15 protein-coding genes are annotated in these 15,922 nt (G+C 64.3%); 4 read left to right on the forward strand and 11 right to left on the reverse strand.

From position 1 onward, the window contains the following. Positions 1-84: 84 nt before the first annotated feature. The 3 genes from VGU00_RS10360 to VGU00_RS10370 all read right to left on the reverse strand — a co-directional run bounded on the left by VGU00_RS10360 (position 85) and on the right by VGU00_RS10370 (position 3,546). Positions 85-1,395 (reverse strand): M20/M25/M40 family metallo-hydrolase, encoded by a 1,311-nt coding sequence (locus tag VGU00_RS10360; RefSeq protein WP_327468169.1) that lies wholly within the window; start codon positions 1,393-1,395, stop codon positions 85-87. A 57-nt stretch (positions 1,396-1,452) separates the two neighbouring features. Then, complete coding sequence (locus VGU00_RS10365; protein WP_327468171.1) at positions 1,453-2,922, reverse strand: PQQ-dependent sugar dehydrogenase; 1,470 nt, start codon at positions 2,920-2,922, stop codon at positions 1,453-1,455. 105 nt (positions 2,923-3,027) lie between these two features. Then, positions 3,028-3,546: a hypothetical protein gene (locus tag VGU00_RS10370; protein WP_327468173.1), complete on the reverse strand. Its 519-nt coding sequence runs from the start codon at positions 3,544-3,546 to the stop codon at positions 3,028-3,030. A gap of 148 nt (positions 3,547-3,694) precedes the next feature. On the opposite strand from VGU00_RS10370, the gene VGU00_RS10375 reads away from it, so the two are divergent. Together VGU00_RS10375 and VGU00_RS10380 are read left to right on the forward strand one after the other, a co-directional pair. Then, positions 3,695-3,901: a helix-turn-helix transcriptional regulator gene (locus VGU00_RS10375; RefSeq protein WP_327468174.1), complete on the forward strand. Its 207-nt coding sequence runs from the start codon at positions 3,695-3,697 to the stop codon at positions 3,899-3,901. Between the two features lie 4 nt (positions 3,902-3,905). Next, entirely contained in the window at positions 3,906-4,571 is a 666-nt protein-coding gene (locus VGU00_RS10380) for a hypothetical protein (protein ID WP_327468176.1), read from the forward strand. 70 nt (positions 4,572-4,641) lie between these two features. Here the strand turns inward: VGU00_RS10380 and glnA are convergent, their stop codons facing one another. The 7 genes from glnA to clpA all read right to left on the reverse strand — a co-directional run bounded on the left by glnA (position 4,642) and on the right by clpA (position 12,978). Continuing rightward, positions 4,642-6,054, reverse strand: coding sequence for a type I glutamate--ammonia ligase (gene glnA / locus VGU00_RS10385; protein WP_327468178.1), 1,413 nt, complete (start codon positions 6,052-6,054; stop codon positions 4,642-4,644). A gap of 71 nt (positions 6,055-6,125) precedes the next feature. Further along, on the reverse strand, positions 6,126-6,464 hold the full coding sequence (locus VGU00_RS10390) for a P-II family nitrogen regulator (RefSeq protein WP_037518110.1): 339 nt from the start codon (positions 6,462-6,464) through the stop codon (positions 6,126-6,128). Between the two features lie 228 nt (positions 6,465-6,692). Next, positions 6,693-8,876 carry a PQQ-dependent dehydrogenase, methanol/ethanol family gene (locus VGU00_RS10395; protein WP_327468180.1) on the reverse strand — a complete coding sequence of 728 codons (2,184 nt, stop codon included), beginning with the start codon at positions 8,874-8,876 and terminating at the stop codon, positions 6,693-6,695. Between the two features lie 213 nt (positions 8,877-9,089). After that, positions 9,090-9,929: a type I methionyl aminopeptidase gene (map, locus tag VGU00_RS10400; protein WP_327468182.1), complete on the reverse strand. Its 840-nt coding sequence runs from the start codon at positions 9,927-9,929 to the stop codon at positions 9,090-9,092. 45 nt (positions 9,930-9,974) lie between these two features. Next, complete coding sequence (locus tag VGU00_RS10405; RefSeq protein WP_327468184.1) at positions 9,975-10,376, reverse strand: type II toxin-antitoxin system death-on-curing family toxin; 402 nt, start codon at positions 10,374-10,376, stop codon at positions 9,975-9,977. Continuing rightward, complete coding sequence (locus tag VGU00_RS10410) at positions 10,373-10,600, reverse strand: AbrB/MazE/SpoVT family DNA-binding domain-containing protein (RefSeq protein WP_327468186.1); 228 nt, start codon at positions 10,598-10,600, stop codon at positions 10,373-10,375. The genes VGU00_RS10405 and VGU00_RS10410 overlap by 4 nt, the downstream gene beginning before the upstream one ends. 41 nt (positions 10,601-10,641) lie before the next feature. Next, entirely contained in the window at positions 10,642-12,978 is a 2,337-nt protein-coding gene (clpA, locus tag VGU00_RS10415) for an ATP-dependent Clp protease ATP-binding subunit ClpA (RefSeq protein WP_327468261.1), read from the reverse strand. 610 nt (positions 12,979-13,588) lie between these two features. Here clpA and VGU00_RS10420 point away from each other — a divergent pair. Next, positions 13,589-13,939: a hypothetical protein gene (locus VGU00_RS10420; RefSeq protein WP_327468188.1), complete on the forward strand. Its 351-nt coding sequence runs from the start codon at positions 13,589-13,591 to the stop codon at positions 13,937-13,939. 35 nt (positions 13,940-13,974) lie between these two features. Here the strand turns inward: VGU00_RS10420 and VGU00_RS10425 are convergent, their stop codons facing one another. Further along, on the reverse strand, positions 13,975-14,244 hold the full coding sequence (locus tag VGU00_RS10425; RefSeq protein WP_192647159.1) for a hypothetical protein: 270 nt from the start codon (positions 14,242-14,244) through the stop codon (positions 13,975-13,977). Positions 14,245-14,354: 110 nt separating this feature from the next. Between VGU00_RS10425 and VGU00_RS10430 the strand changes: the two genes are divergently transcribed. Further along, entirely contained in the window at positions 14,355-15,827 is a 1,473-nt protein-coding gene (locus tag VGU00_RS10430) for an ATP-binding protein (RefSeq protein ID WP_327468190.1), read from the forward strand. Positions 15,828-15,922: the final 95 nt, after the last annotated feature.

The raw sequence follows: 15,922 nt of genomic DNA on the forward strand, positions 1-15,922 counted from the left end.
CATCGGCGGTCAATTCCGTCTCGGATTGCTACCTAATCACTGTGGCGAATGAATCAAGTTGAGCCAACTGCCAAATCTGGCGGGTCAGCGCTTTTCAGCGGAAAGGCGTGACATCAATATGGCAGCGCGTGTCGCCTGCCGGTCGATACTGGGGATGTCGACGGCTTCGCCGGGGGCATGGTCGCCGGTGGAGTAGGGCCCGAGTCCCGCGAGTCCGTCGACGTCGGCGGCGACGAAGCTGATGTCGCCCGCGCCGCGCTTCAGCGGATCGAGCGGCGCCATTTCGGCGAGGCCGAGGTCGCGGTTCACGCCGTTGAGCTTCGCGAGCAGCGCGCGGTTGCCGTCGGTCGGCGCCATCGACGGATAACCGCCAGGATCGAAGCTGATCTTCGCGTCGGTGCCGGGGGCGTGCTCGGCTACGATCGCCGCCATCTTCGCCTTCACCCGTTCGATCTGTTCGGGCGACAGCGCGCGAAGGTCGCCGCGCGCGACCGCAACGGGGGCGATGATGTTGGTCTTGCCATTCACGGTGGCGCGGATGCCGCCAGCGTCGAGGTCGGCCTGCTGCCCGCCCGCGATCAGCCCGACGTTGAAGGTGAGGTTCGGTTCGGGCAGCTCGGTGCGGAAGCGGTGGATGATGCGTGTGAGTTCATAGATGGCGCCGTCGCCCGCCGCGGCGCTGAAAATGCCCGAGCTATGCGCGCTCTTGCCCGTCGCGGTGACGGTCCAGCTGTCCGACGAGCGGCGCGCGATCGAGCCCATGTCGGCGCCGTTGTCGCGGACGAGGCCCTCGAAATCGAGCGCGACGTCGCTGCGCTTGCCCGCATCGATCAGGTCGGCGCGCGCCTTTTCGATCGGGGTGCCGGCGTCTTCCTCGTCGCCGGTCATGTGGATTTCGATATTGGCGTCCTTGAGCGTTCCCGCCGCCTTCATCGCGCGGAGCGCCGCGACGATGACGACCATGCCGCCCTTGTCGTCGCCCGCGCCGGGGCCTTCGCCCCTATCGCCCTTGCGGACGAACTTCTGGAAGGGCGAGTCGGGTTCGAACACCGTGTCGAGATGCGCGATGAGGAGCAGGCGCTTGCCGTCGGCCTTGCCCTTATGTGTCGCGATCAGGTGGCCGGCGCGGCCGGTGTCGCGCATGTCCTTCCACTCGACCTTGAAGCCCAAGGGTTCGAGTTCGGCGCGCATCATCGCCCCGACCTTTTCGACGCCTTCGAGATTCTGCGAACCGCTGTTCTGGTTGACGAGCCTTTCGAGCAGCGCGAGGCTGCGCGCCTGTTCGCTCGCGACCGTTTTCGCCATCGTGCTTTCGGTTTTTGACAGCTTGGCCTGCGCGGCGGGCGCGAGCGCGAGCTGAAGGGCGACGAGCGCGACGAACGGCAATGATTTCATGGGGGAGGTCTCCTCTGGAGCGCTCTTGTGCCGTGCCGCCCCGGCCCCCGCAAGCGGTTAGCCGGAGCGTATCATGAAAATATCGCCGCCGAGGCTGACGAGGAACAAATTGCCGGCGCTGTCCTCGCCGAACGAGGCGATCTGGCCGAGCGTGCCGGCGTCGGGCGCGAAATCCTCGTTCCGCCGTGTGAAGCGCGAGGAGGGCAACGTCTGGCCGGCGGCAAAGCTGGCGAAAGGAACGGTCCAGATGTTGCCCGAGATGAAATCGGCGAAGACATATTGCCCTGCGAGCGAGGCGACCGGGCCGCGATAGACATAGCCGCCGGTGACGGTACGCCCTTCGCGCGGGCCACTGCCGTGCAGATATTCGGCGACCGGATTGACGAGGCCGGCGGGCGGGGTTCCGGCGTTGGTGCGTGTGCCTTCGCGGAACGGCCAGCCGAAATTGCGCCCCGGCTGGTTGGTCGTCACCACATCGACCTCCTCGACCGCGCCCTCGCCGACGTCGCCGATCGCGAGCGTCGACCCGCTGAACGAGGCGCGGAACGGATTGCGAAACCCGAGCGCGAAGACATAGGGATCGCCGCCGCCTGAGAGATAAGGGTTGCCGGGCGCAGGGCTGTAACTGTTGCCGCCGGGACCGACCGCGAAGCGCAGGATCTTGCCAAGCCGCGAGTTCGTGTTCTGCGCATTGTTCGCGAGGCCGCCGCCGCCGTCCCCGACTGCAACATAGACATGGCCATCGGGGCCGTAGCCGATCCAGCCGCCATTATGGTTGCTGTTCTGCGAATGCGGGATGCTGAGGACCGTGTCATAGGCCGTCGACGAATTGGGCAGGCCGAGCGTGTAGCGACGGACCTGCACCGCGCCGTCGGTCGCGGTCGCGACGGCGAAGAGCCGCTGCGACGACGCATGGTCGGGATATGCCGCGAGCCCGAGCAGGCCGCGTTCACCATTCGTCGAAATATCGGTGATGTCGAGGACGAGGGTGCGGTCGCCGTTCGCGGGGTCGAAGCGATACACATTGCCGCCCTTTTCGACGACATAGACATTGCTGCTGCCGGGGATCGGCGCGACGTAGAGCGGCTGGTTGAAGCCGGTGCCGACGCGCGCGACCGCGATGCCTTCGCGGCTGTTGGTGACGGTGATGTTGACCGCCTGCGCCGCGCCGGCCTGGCCGTCGCTGACGCGCAGTTGCACGGCATAGACATTGTTGCCGTCGGCGTCGCCGGGCAGGTCGTAATCGGGCGCTTGGTTGAAGCGCAGCGCGCCCGCGGCGGTGATCGAGAAGCGCGCGGCATCGGCACCGCCGTCGATCGCGAAGGTCAGTGCGTCGCCGTTGGCATCGCTTGCCGTCGCCTGATAGGCGGCGGCGGTGTTTTCGGCGATGCTGGCGGTCTGGAGCGAGGTGAAGGTCGGTGGCGTATTGGCGGCGGGAGGCGTGCCGCCGCCACCCCCACCTCCGCCGCTGCCGCCACACGACATAAGGATCAGGGGTGTGAGGGCGAGGAACGCGCGTATCCACATGGCCAGACAGCCTTTCGCGATCGAGCCCGCCCCTCGTGCGCAACCTGCCATCGCCGCGCGGGGCCCGCAACCCTGGCGGCTTAACCATGCTGCGGATGCCGGACGTCAGGCGGCTTCTTTCGCCTCGTCGAAGTCGTCGAGCTTGTCGAGCGCGTCGCGTGCGATCTTGTGCAGCACGAAGCGGTTGAGGCTGAGCCCCCTGGCGCCCTCGCCCGAAAGCTCGTCGACGGTGAAGGCGACGCGCGTCCGGTCGGGCGCGAGCTCCTCGAAAGTGAATTTCAGCCCGGTGGTCAGTGCCCCGTCGTCAACGCTGTAGATCAGGTGCGCCTCGCGCGGGATTTCCATCGCGACCGCGATCTTGACCTTATAGGCCTCGGGGCGTTCCTTTGGCGCGATCTTCGCAAATTCGGGGTCGCCCTTTTCGGACACCATCTCGTACAATCGCGTCGAGCCGCCGTTGGTGACGAGCGGCAGGCCGGTGAAGGCGCTGTCGTCGCCGAACATCTTGGCGAAGACCTCTTCGCGCGGCGCGGCGACCGTCCGGGTCTGGCTTGCGAGTTCGGCCGCCTTGCCGCAGCCGGTCGCAAGCAGCATCGCGGCGATCGGAACTATCATGCGCAACATCGGATCAATCCCCCCTGCGAACGGCCCTTTATAGCGCCCGGGGCTTACCAAAGCGTATGTGCGCTTCGGTGTCAGGAAGGGTGTCAAGAATGTTTGACAGTATCCCGTATGGTATGTAAAGAGTTCTTTACAGGCTTGGGGACGGGCGTTGGAAAACCGGGTGCGCGATTTTCGGGAGCAGGCGGGGTGGAGCCAGGGTGAGCTGGCGCGCCGGCTCGGCGTTTCGCGCCAGACGATCAACGCGGTCGAAACCGACAAATATGACCCCAGCCTGCCGCTCGCGCTTCGCATGGCCGCGCTGTTCGGTCTCGAGGTGCGCGAACTGTTCATCGATCACTGGGCACCCGAGGAGTAGGATTATGACGACGCAGGTGAGCGCCGCCGGTTGGCGCAAGATGGCCGCGCAGGCGCTCTTCGGCGCTGTGGCGGGCGCGGGCGGGATGTTCGCGGTCATGGCGCTCATGGTCGGCGGGGACGGGCCCGACTGGGTGCCGTCGCAGATCATCCTTGTCGGAGTCGGCCTGATCTATGTGCTGATGGGCCTGTTCGTCGGGCTCGGGACGCTCGCGCCGCGCTTGTTCGGCCAACGGCTGCTCAACGTCGCCGACGCCGACGAGATCGTCGAGGAGCGATCGCATATGGGAGGCAGCGCGCTGAGCTGCCTCGCGCTCGGGGCGGCGTTGATGTTGTTTGCCGAGGCCGCGGCGGCCGATGCGTCGGGTGGTGCAGGCCTTGTGTCGCCGGCGACCGCCTTCTGGATCCTGATGTTCGTGCTCGCGGGCTTTACGGGGGTATCGCTGTGGATGTGGAAGACTTTCGACGAGCTCTGGCGCCAACTGACGGTCGAGGTGTCGGCGATCATGGGGAGCGTCCTGATGACGATCGGCATCGTCTGGGGCGGCGCCGCGGCCGCGGGGCTGGCCGCCGGGCCGCAGCCGCTGGACCTTGTCTCGCTGGCGTTCGGCACGATGTTGCTCGCCTGCTTCGTCGCGGTGGGCCGGCGCGGGATGATGGCGCCGCGCTGATCCGAGCGCGCGAAATGAAAAGGGGCGCCCGGTTCCCCCGAACCGGACGCCCCTTCTACATGCCCCAGTGTCAGGCGCTGTAGTACATGTCGAACTCGACCGGGCTCGGCGTCTGTTCGAAACGATAGACTTCGTCCCACTTCAGTTCGACATAGGCTTCGATCTGGTCCTTCGAGAAGACGTCGCCCTTGAGCAGGAAGTCGTGGTCGGCCATCAGGCTGTCGAGCGCTTCGCGCAAGGATCCGCAGACGGTCGGGACTTCGCTCAGTTCCTCGGGCGGCAGGTCGTACAGATTCTTGTCCATCGCGTCGCCGGGGTGGATCTTGTTCTGGATGCCGTCGAGGCCCGCCATCAGCAGCGCCGAATAGCAGAGATAGGGGTTCGCCATCGCGTCGGGGAAACGGAACTCGACGCGCTTCGACTTGGCGCCCGCACCATAGGGGATGCGGCACGAGGCCGAACGGTTGCGCGACGAGTAAGCGAGCAGCACCGGCGCTTCGAAGCCCGGGACGAGGCGCTTGTAGCTGTTCGTCGTCGGGTTGGTGAAGGCGTTCAAGGCCTTGGCATGCTTCACGACGCCGCCGATGAAATAGAGGCACATGTCCGAAAGGCCCGCATAGCCGTTGCCGGCGAAGAGCGGTTTGCCCTTTTCCCAGATCGAGATGTGCGTGTGCATGCCGCTGCCGTTATCGTCCTTGATCGGCTTCGGCATGAAGGTCGCGGTCTTGCCATAGGCATGCGCGACCTGGTGCACGACATATTTGTAGATTTGCATGCGGTCCGCGGTCTCGGTGAGCGTACCGAAAGTCAGGCCGAGCTCGTGCTGTGCGGCGGCGACTTCATGGTGATGCTTGTCGCAGGGCAGGCCCATTTCGAGCATCGTCGAGACCATCTCGGCGCGGATGTCGACGGCGCTGTCGACCGGCGCGACGGGGAAGTAGCCGCCCTTGGCGCGCGGACGGTGCGCGAGGTTGCCGCCCTCGTAGCTGCGGCCGGTGTTCGTCGGCAGTTCGATATCGTCGATCTCGAAGCCCGACTTGTTGTATCCGGTTTCGAAACGCACATCGTCGAACATGAAGAATTCGGCTTCGGGGCCGACGTAGACGGTGTCGCCGATGCCGGTCGAGGCGACATAGGCCTCGGCGCGCTTCGCGGTCGTGCGCGGGTCGCGGGCATAGCCTTCGCCGGTGGCGGGCTCGACGATGTCGCAGAAGATGACGAGCATCGGGGTTGCCGAGAAGGGATCGTCATAGACGGCGTCGAGGTCGGGCTTCAGGATCATATCCGACTCGTTGATCGCCTTCCAGCCTTCGATCGACGAACCGTCGAACATCAGGCCGTCTTCGAGTTCGTCCTCGCCAAGGACCGAGGCGACCATCGTCAGGTGCTGCCATTTGCCCTTGGGGTCGGTGAAGCGCAGGTCGACCCACTCGATGTCGTTTTCCTTGATCCGCGCGATGATATCCTTGGGCTTCGTAGCCATCGTCTATGCTTCCTTCTTGCGAAATGATCCGGCGTGCCGGGGGTTTTCGGGTTTTCGAAAAATGCGAAAGATTAAAGTGCGTCCTCGTTGCGTTCGCCGGTGCGAATGCGAAGCGCCGTTTCGACCGGAATGACGAAGATCTTGCCGTCGCCGATCCGGCCGGTCTGCGCAGCGGCGGCGATCGCCTCCACCACACGTTCGGCCATCGAATCCTCGACGATGACTTCGAGCTTCACCTTGGGCAGAAAGTCGACGACATATTCTGCACCGCGATAAAGTTCGGTGTGACCCTTTTGCCGTCCGAAACCCTTTGCCTCGGTGACGGTGATCCCGCTGACACCGACTTCGTGCAGCGCTTCCTTCACTTCGTCGAGTTTGAACGGCTTGATGATCGCCTCAATCTTCTTCACGCTTTTCGTCCCCCTTTGGGCTGGCCGCCGCTCCTTGCGCGTCAAGCCGGATCAGGCGTGCCTGGTCCGGTCTGCCGTCGAGTCGGTGCGATGTCCCGCCATCTTGCACCAATCAAAAGCCGTGCCAATTGGCGAATCGCGGGGATTTGGTAAGAATTTTGAAACGAAAGAACGCCGCTGCCCAAGGGGTGAGCAACGACGTTCTTTGGCTGCCTAAATTTTGAGCAGTCAGCGTCCCATGGGGGCCGATGCGTCGGGCAGATTGGCCTTGGTCCAGTTCGACCGTTCGATGACATAGGCCCGAATCGCCTCGGCATCGGCGGGGGTCAGCACCTTGGCGAAGCTGACCATGCCGCGGTCCTTCAGCGCACCGTCGATGATCACGGATTTCCACGCGTCAGCATTGGCGAGCGTGCCCGAAACGCGAAGATCGGGGGTGAAGCCGTTGCCGATCGCGCTGTCGCCATGACAGACGATGCAATAGCGTCCGAAATGCGCCTTGCCCGCCGCGACCTGCGCAGGCGATGCGGTCATCGGCGGCGGGTTCCATGCGAGCGCGGCGGCGGGCGGGGCAGGGAGCTTGACCGTGCCGCCGATCTTCATGACGACAAGACGCGGGATGTTCGGGATCTTGCGCGTCGCGCCGCCGGCAACCCCGGCGACGAGCGGGAAGGCGCCGCCCTTGCTCGTCTGGAAGGCAATATATTGCACGCCGCCGACGCGGAAGGTCGAGGGGGCGCTGACGATCCCCGACTGCATATCGAGGTCGAGCAATTGCTTGCCGGTGTCGGCGGCATAGGCGCGGAAGCGGCCGAGGCTGGTGCCCTGAAAGACGAGATTGCCCGCGGTCGTCATCGTGCCGCCATTCCATGCCGCCGGATGATCGACGCTCCACGCCACCTTGCCGGTGCGCGGGTCGAAAGCGACGAGGCGGCCCGTCGTCGCGGCGATGGCGGCGCGGAACGCCGCCTTGTCGTCGGGCAGCATCGTCTTGTTGAGCGAAGTGCCGACGTTGAAGCCCAGCACCTTGCGCTTGTCGAGCTCGTCCATGTCGGCAAGATAGCCCTGCGGGATCTGCTGCGCCGGAATATAGACGAGGCCCGTCGCGGGATTGTAGCTCATCGGATGCCAGTTATGCGCGCCGAGCGCGCCGGGCACCGCGATGAAGGGCTTGCCCGTCTTGTAGAAGCGCGCCTCCGGATTTTCGATCGGGCGGCCGGTGGAAAGGTCGTAACCCGTCGCCCAGTTGATCCCGTCGACGAAGGGCTTGGCATCGATCAGCTTGCCGCTCGTCCGGTCGAGGGTGAAGAAGAAGCCGTTCTTCGGCGCATGGTACAGCACCTTGACGGGTTTGCCGTTCACAGCCTGCTCGGCGAGGATGATCGGCTGGGTCGCGGTATAGTCCCACGTCTCGGCCGGGGTTTCCTGATAATGCCATTTATATTTGCCGGTGGTGGCGTCGAGCGCGACGACTGACGAGAGGAACCAGTTGTCGCCCTCGCCATTCGAGCGCGTGCCATGGTTCCACGGATTGCCGTTGCCGACGCCGAGATAGATCTGGTCGAGATCCTTGTCGTAGACGATCGCGTCCCACACGGTGCCGCCGCCGCCCGAAGTCTGCCACTCGCCCTTGTCGGACCAGGTGGCGTTGGCCTTAGTTGCGAAGATATCGTCGGAGGCTGCGCCGTCCTTCGCCTTGGTCGGGTTCGGCGCGGTGTAGAAGCGCCAGCGCTCCTTGCCCGTATCGGCGTCATAGGCGGTGACATAACCGCGCACGCCGAATTCGGCGCCGCCGTTGCCGATCAGCACCATATCCTTCACGACGCGCGGCGCGCCGGTGATCGTATAGGGTTTCGATGTGTCGAAGGTCTGCGTCGACCAGAGTTCCTTGCCTGTCTTCTTGTCGAGCGCGATGAGCCGGCCGTCGAGCGCGCCGATGAAGACCTTGTCGCCCCAGACGGCGACGCCGCGGTTGACGACGTCGCAGCAGGCGCTGACGGCACGTTCGCCAGGAACCTTGGGATCGAATTTCCACAACGGCTTGCCGGTCGCGGCGTCCCATGCGCTGACCTTCGACCAAGCGTGGGTGACATACATGACGCCGTCGACGACCACTGGTGTCGCTTCCTGTCCGCGCGCGTCGTCGAGGTCGGCGGTCCACGCGATGCCGAGTTCGCCCACATTCTTGTCGTTGATATCGGTCAGCGGGCTGAAGCGCTGTTCGTCATAGCTGTAGCCGATGCCGCCCCAGTCGTCGCCGTTGCCGCCGGTCTTGAGCAGGGTCTCGCTGGCTTTTTCGGCGTCGTCGAGCGATCCGCCGCCCGAGATGCTGTCGTTCTTCGATGCATTGCACGCCGCCAATGCCAAAGCCGCGCAGCCCAGCAGCGCGGCCGTAAAGACCCGTTTCGCCATAACTTGCTCTCCCGTTCGACGCCTATCTTGACGTTAACGTCAAGTCTGCGCGCGAAGGCGCATGGGCGCAAGCGGGAAAATGGGGGGTGAGGCGAGGGGGCGTTCTCTGTCGTCGCTCCGGACTTGATCCGGGGTCCATGAAGGCGAGCGCTGCGTTGAGGTCATGGATCCCGGATCAAGTCCGGGATGACGAAACTGGAATCGTTGCGCCGCTTATTGCCAGGGCGGCGCGTTCAGGCCCTTGGGGCTGGCGGTGAAGATTTCGCACCCGGTTTCGGTGATCCCGATGCTGTGTTCGAACTGCGCCGAGAGCGAGCGGTCGCGGGTCACCGCGGTCCAGCCGTCGGCGAGCATCTTCACCGCATATTTGCCGGTGTTGATCATTGGCTCGATCGTGAAGAACATGCCGGGGCGAAGCTCGGGGCCGGTGCCGGGGCGGCCGGCGTGGACCACTTCGGGCGCGTCGTGGAACATCTGGCCGAGGCCGTGGCCGCAGAAGTCGCGGACGACCGAATAGCGATGGCGTTCGGCGTGCTGCTGGATCGCATGCGCGACGTCGCCCATGCGGTTGCCGGGCTTTGCCTGCTCGATGCCGAGCATCAGGCATTCATAGGTCACCTCGACGAGGCGCTTCGCCTTGATCGGCACGTCGCCGACCAGATACATGCGGCTCGTGTCGCCGTGCCAGCCGTCGACGATGCTGGTCACGTCGATGTTGACGATGTCGCCCTCGCGCACCGGCTTGTCGTCGGGGATGCCGTGGCAGACGACATGGTTGATGCTGGTGCAACAGCTATGCGTGAAGCCGCGATAGCCCAAGGTCGCCGGGATGCCGCCGCCGTCGAGCATCATAGTGCGGACGAGATTGTCGATCTCCGCCGTGGTCACGCCCGGCTGGACAAAGGGAACGAGCGCGTCGAGGATTTCGGCCGACAGCCGACCCGCCTTGCGCATACCGGCAAAGCCCGCCTCGTCGTGCAGCTTGATCGTGCCGTCGCGAACGCGGGCGGGGGCCGCGGCGTCGGCGGCGGTTACGGAGACATAGTCGTACATGCGGATGATATAAGCGATGGGGGGCCAAAAAGCGAGGGGCGCGGATCAGGCGGCGGACAGATGGTCGTGAAACCAGCTGGCGAGTTCTTCTTCGGCAAGCTTGCCGGCGGCGAGCGCGAGGACGATCGCAATGGCATCTTGCGGATCGAATCGGAGATCATGTCCATTCAGGCGCAGAAAAAGACGGGCGGCAACCCAGGCGGTCCGCTTGTTGCCGTCGCCGAACGGATGATTGCGGGCGATGCCGAACGCATAGGCCGCCGCCAGCCGAGCGTGATCGTCTTCGCCGTATGCCCATTGATTGACGGGCCGCGCGAGCGCCGATTCAAGCATGCCCGGATCGCGGACGCCCGCAATGCCGCCATGTTCGGCCAGTTGTCGATCATGGATGGCCAATGCGACCTTCGTATCGAGCCACACCGGCTCGATACGATCCGGCTGCGTCATTTTGCGAGCACACGCAGGATGTCGCGATCTTCGCGCATGATATCTTCGGCTGCGGCCATTTTCGTCGCGAAATCGGGATCGGACGCGGTCAGGCGGATGCCGTCGGGCGATTCAGTCGCGAACAATGTATCGCCCAGCGATACGCGAAGCCGCGCCAGCAGCTCCTTGGGCAGGATGACGGCGGCGCTGTTGCCGACTTTGGTAATCTTGAGCGGCGTGTTCATACGGTTGTTATAACACTGCCGCTCAAGAATTTCAACCCGGCTTACTCCGCCGTCTTCTCGGCCTTGCCCTTCGCCTTGCCCTTGCCGGCCTTCGGCGCAGCGGGGGTGATTTCGAAGGCGAGCGGATTGCCGACATGGGCGTCGTCGCCCGTTTTCATCTTCACCTTGACCTCGCCGCCATGGACCAGCTTGCCGAAGAGCAGTTCCTCGGCGAGCGGCTGCTTGATCTTTTCCTGGATCAAGCGGCTCATCGGACGCGCGCCATACAGCTTGTCATAGCCCTTGCCGGTCAGCCATTCGCGCGCCGCATCGTCGAGCTGGATATGGACGTTGCGGTCGGCGAGCTGCATTTCGAGCTGCAGGATGAACTTGTCGACGACGCGTGCGACGACTTCGGGCGGCAGATAGCCGAAGGGCACGATCGCATCGAGGCGGTTGCGGAATTCGGGGGTGAAGAGATTCTTCACCGCTTCTTCCTGCACATCCTCGCGCGTGAACGCACCGAAGCCGATGCCCTCGCGCGCCATGTCGCTGGCGCCCGCATTGGTCGTCATGATCAGGATGACGTTGCGGAAATCGACCGTCTTGCCATGATGATCGGTCAGGCGGCCGTGGTCCATCACCTGCAACAAGATGTTGAACAGGTCGGGATGCGCCTTTTCGATCTCGTCGAGCAGCAGCACGCAATGCGGGTTCTGGTCGATCGCATCGGTGAGCAACCCGCCCTGATCATAACCGACATAGCCCGGGGGCGCGCCGATCAGCCGGCTGACCGAATGGCGTTCCATATATTCGGACATGTCGAACCGCTGGAGCGGGATGCCCATGATCGACGCGAGCTGCTTCGCGACCTCGGTCTTGCCGACGCCGGTCGGGCCCGAGAAGAGATAGTTGCCGATCGGCTTTTCGGGATCGCGGAGGCCCGCGCGGCTAAGCTTGATCGCCGACGACAGCACCTCGATCGCGGTGTTCTGACCGAACACAACGCGCTTCAAATCGGTTTCGAGGCTGGCAAGCGTCGCCTTGTCGTCGGTCGACACCGACTTGGGGGGAATGCGTGCCATCGTCGCGATCACAGCCTCGATCTCCTTGGCGGTGATCGTCTTCTTGCGCTTCGACGGGGCGACGAGCATCTGCATCGCGCCGACCTCGTCGATCACGTCGATCGCCTTGTCGGGCAATTTGCGGTCGTTGATGTATCGTGCGCTGAGTTCCACCGCCGCGTTGATCGCATCGGGGGTATAGCGCACCTGATGATGCGCCTCGAACGCGCTGCGCAGGCCGGCGAGGATCTTCTTGGTATCCTCGAGGCTCGGCTCGATCACGTCGATTTTCTGGAAGCGGCGAAGCAGCGCGCGGTCCTTTTCGAAGTGATTGCGGAACTCCTTGTACGTCGTCGAGCCGATGCAGCGGATGACGCCGCCCGACAGTGCGGGCTTCAAGAGGTTCGACGCGTCCATCGCGCCGCCGCTCGTCGCGCCCGCACCGATCACGGTGTGGATCTCGTCGATGAACAGGATCGCGTGCGGCAGGCCTTCGAGCTCGGTCACGACCTGTTTCAGCCGCTCCTCGAAGTCGCCGCGATAGCGCGTGCCAGCGAGCAGCGCGCCCATGTCGAGCGAATAGATGACCGCGGGCAGCAGCACCTCGGGCACGTCGCCCTCGATGATCTTGCGCGCGAGCCCCTCGGCGATCGCGGTTTTGCCGACGCCGGGATCGCCGACATAGAGCGGGTTGTTCTTGCTGCGGCGGCAGAGGATCTGGATCGTGCGGTCGACCTCGGCGCTGCGGCCGATCAGCGGGTCGACCTTGCCGCCCTTCGCCTTTTCGTTGAGGTTGACGGTGAACTGGTCGAGCGCGGTTTCCTTCTTGGACTTGCCTTCGCCCTTGTCCTTCGTCTCTTCCTTTTCCTCGGGCTCGGCCTGCGGCGAGGGCTTGCCGCCCTTGCCGACGCCATGGCTGAGGTAGGATACCGCGTCGAGGCGCGTCAGGTCCTGCTGCTGGAGGAAATAGACGGCATAGCTCTCGCGTTCGGAGAAGAGCGCGACGAGGACGTTGGCGCCCGTCACCTCATCCTTGCCCGACGACTGGACGTGCAGGATCGCGCGCTGGACGACGCGCTGGAAGCCCGACGTCGGCGACGGATCGCTGTGTCCTTCGACCTTCAGGCTGTCGAGTTCGGTGTCGAGATAGTGGACGACCGCCGATTGCAGGTCGTCGAGCGCGACGCCGCACGCGCGCATCACTTCGGCGGCATGATCGTCGTCGATCAGCGCGTAGAGCAGATGCTCGAGCGTCGCATATTCGTGGTGGCGCTCCGAAGCGGCCTTCAAAGCGTTGTGGAGGGTCTTTTCGAGGCTTTCCGAAAAAGACGGCATGGTCATTCATCTCCTTGCGGGGACGACGCCGGGGAGATGGCGGCCCCCTTAGGAACGTAACGTGGCGATGCCGCCGCCCCACCGCAAGGGAAAAGCGGTCGGCTTTGTGAAATTACGATGACGGGGTTGGAATGTGGTTAACGGGATGTTCGGATTGGGCCGAGGTTCTGCAATCCGCTTCGCGACGATCCATTCAAGGGTGGAAAACGCGGCCCTGGGCTTTGGGCGCATGCGATATTTGCGATCCGTCGGGCCTTAAAGCCACAAAAGCCCCGCATGGGCGCATCGATTTTGTGTCCTTTGTGGCCTTAAGGCGACAAAAGATACGGACGTGCGCGTCGAAAATGTCTCCTTTGTCGCTTTAAGAGAGGTTGCTGAAGCCGACCATTTCAAAGAGCGGGGCGGAGGCTGGCACGGCGGAATAAAGTAGGACAGCGATTTTTGTCGCTCGCCCAATCTCTGTTTTGGGGTGGAAAGCGGACGAACCGCGTTATATTCTCGTAGGGTGGAGAAGATTTCATCGCCCCAAGAGGCAGACCCAGTTGTCGCTCGCCTACTTCGAACACCGTCCGGCCTTCGGGCTGGCGGCGGGAAGTCATCTCATCATGATGTGCTGGCGACCTATTTTCACGACGAAGATGGGCATCCATTTGCCATCTGCCGCGACGGCCTGCTGATCGATCCTGACGATAGCGCGCGGTATATTTCGTTTCATGAAATCGAGAGTGCCAGTTTGCATGACGGCAAGTTGCTCCTGTCGGAGAAGGATACGAAGAGAGTGGCGGGAAGCGTTGGCCCTACGTCACTGCCCCTTACCCTGACTAGCGGGGAAACCCTGACCCTCCCGCTAAAAGCCCGTGAAGACGGAATGTCCGAACGCCTCACACTCGCAGGCTTGATTGAGCAGCGCATGCGGATCGCTAAGTCTGAGCGCCGCAGAGCTTCGGCGTCTGAGACATAGATCCAAATTCCGATACCAAATGTCCGCTATCGTCGTTACCTGCCGTCCTCCTCGCCAGCCCGATCCACCATATCCATGAAGTCGCGCGCGGTGTCGCGCTCGCTCTCGTCCTTGAACGCGACATCGAGGTCGGGGGCGACGCCGAGCATGTACATCAGCGCCCACAGCGCGAAGCGGCGGCCGGGGTTGGTTTCGAGGCCGAAGTCGACGCGCATGCGTTCGGTGCCCGCGGCGTGCGCTTCGGGGTGGATCGCCGCGATGTCTGCGGTGCCGAAATAGCGGCGGAGCTGGTCGTCGAAATCCATGCCGCCCTTTTGGCTCTTCCGGGCGTCTTGGCAAGATCGTGCGGTAAAATCGGGCGATCCGAAAACCCGCCCGGTTGTCTTTGCCCAAGCGCCCCGATAGGGCGGCCATCGTGAAGACCAGCATCGACATCGGGACCGACGGCACGGGGCAGGGCGTGCGTATCGACGTGCAGGAACTGCTCGCGACGCGCCTGCTCGTGCAGGGCAATTCGGGGTCGGGCAAGTCGCACCTCCTCCGCCGCATCCTCGAGGAAAGCGCCGAGCTGGTGCAGCAGATCGTGATCGATCCCGAGGGCGATTTCGTGACGCTCGCCGATGCGTACAGCCATGTCGTGATCAACGGCGGCGACTATAACGAGCGCGAGATTGCGGCGATGGGTGCGCGCATCCGCGAGCATCGCGCGTCGATCATCCTCAGCCTCGAATCGCTCGATATCGAGGCGCAGATGACCTGCGCCGCGGCGTTCCTCAACGCGCTGTTCGATGCGCCGCGCGAGCATTGGTTTCCCGCGCTGGTGGTGGTCGACGAGGCGCAGATGTTCGCGCCGAGCGTCGCGGGCGACGTCGCCGACAATGTCCGCCGCGCGAGCCTGGGCGCGATGACGAACCTGATGTGCCGCGGGCGCAAACGCGGCCTCGCCGGCGCGATCGCGACGCAGCGGCTGGCGAAGCTGGCGAAGAATGTCGCCGCCGAGGCGAGCAATTTCCTGATGGGGCGCACCTTCCTCGACATCGACATGGCGCGCGCCGCCGACCTGCTCGGCATGGAGCGGCGGCAGGCCGAGACGATCCGCGACCTTGAACGCGGGCATTTCCTCGGGCTTGGTCCCGCGATTTCGCGGCGGCCGATCGCGGTGCGCATCGGGTCGACGCAGACCTCGACGCGGCTGGGCACGCACCGGCTGATGCCGCTGCCGTCGGCGGGCGGCGAGGATATGCGCTCGATGCTCTTCACCGAATTGGAAGCGCCGGCCCAACCCCGCTTCTTTGCGCCCGAACCCGAACCGGTCGCGGCCAGCGAAGTGCTGGAACGGATCGCCGCGAGCGAGGGGCTCCATGAAGATCTGGACGCGCCGCCTGTGCTCGATATCCTCGAAGCGGTCGAGGAAGCCGAACAGAACGACGCGGTGGTGATCGAAACGCTGCAGGAAATGCTGTCCGACCCCGACTGCGCCTTCCAGCCCGAATCCTTCCTCTATCAGGATTTTTCGGTGCGCTGCCGGATGCAGAAATTGAAGAAGGTGCCGCTCGACCTCGCCGCCTTTCGCCGCCGCTTCGCGCTTGCCAAGGGCGGGGTGTTCGACCCCGCCGAGCCGCGCTGGCGCGAGATGCTCGCCGTCGCCGACCGGCTGCCGCACGACATGTTCGCGCCCTTCCTGCAAATCGCGCGCGCCGCGATGGATGGCGAACCCTGTCCCGACGACGAGATCCTCGGCCGCGCCTATGGCAGCCGGTCGCCGGGGCGCATCCGCCGGCTCGTCGAATATATGGAAAAGCAGGGCGTGATCGTCGTGCGCGCCGATTTCGGCGGGCGGCGCTCGATCGGCATTCCCGAACTCGGGCTCAGCACCGAAGCCGAATAGCGGCTCGCCCCGTCGCGCTTTCGCGGCGCACAGTCATGTTAACGGCCAATTAGCCACCTAAAATCTTGGGCGCACGCACCGACCGGGTGCAGGGT

The sequence above is a fragment of the Sphingopyxis sp. genome, assembly GCF_035944815.1.
Lineage (GTDB): Bacteria > Pseudomonadota > Alphaproteobacteria > Sphingomonadales > Sphingomonadaceae > Sphingopyxis.

Excerpts from the sequence above, each read along its gene's own strand:
- VGU00_RS10360 (WP_327468169.1), bottom strand. The coding sequence starts at position 1,395 with ATGAAATCATTGCCGTTCGTCGCGCTCGTCGCCCTTCAGCTCGCGCTC.
- VGU00_RS10365 (WP_327468171.1), bottom strand. The coding sequence starts at position 2,922 with ATGTGGATACGCGCGTTCCTCGCCCTCACACCCCTGATCCTTATGTCG.
- VGU00_RS10370 (WP_327468173.1), bottom strand. The coding sequence starts at position 3,546 with ATGTTGCGCATGATAGTTCCGATCGCCGCGATGCTGCTTGCGACCGGC.
- VGU00_RS10380 (WP_327468176.1), top strand. The coding sequence starts at position 3,906 with ATGACGACGCAGGTGAGCGCCGCCGGTTGGCGCAAGATGGCCGCGCAG.
- glnA (WP_327468178.1), bottom strand. The coding sequence starts at position 6,054 with ATGGCTACGAAGCCCAAGGATATCATCGCGCGGATCAAGGAAAACGAC.
- VGU00_RS10395 (WP_327468180.1), bottom strand. The coding sequence starts at position 8,876 with ATGGCGAAACGGGTCTTTACGGCCGCGCTGCTGGGCTGCGCGGCTTTG.
- map (WP_327468182.1), bottom strand. The coding sequence starts at position 9,929 with ATGTACGACTATGTCTCCGTAACCGCCGCCGACGCCGCGGCCCCCGCC.
- VGU00_RS10405 (WP_327468184.1), bottom strand. The coding sequence starts at position 10,376 with ATGACGCAGCCGGATCGTATCGAGCCGGTGTGGCTCGATACGAAGGTC.
- VGU00_RS10410 (WP_327468186.1), bottom strand. The coding sequence starts at position 10,600 with ATGAACACGCCGCTCAAGATTACCAAAGTCGGCAACAGCGCCGCCGTC.
- clpA (WP_327468261.1), bottom strand. The coding sequence starts at position 12,978 with ATGCCGTCTTTTTCGGAAAGCCTCGAAAAGACCCTCCACAACGCTTTG.
- VGU00_RS10425 (WP_192647159.1), bottom strand. The coding sequence starts at position 14,244 with ATGGATTTCGACGACCAGCTCCGCCGCTATTTCGGCACCGCAGACATC.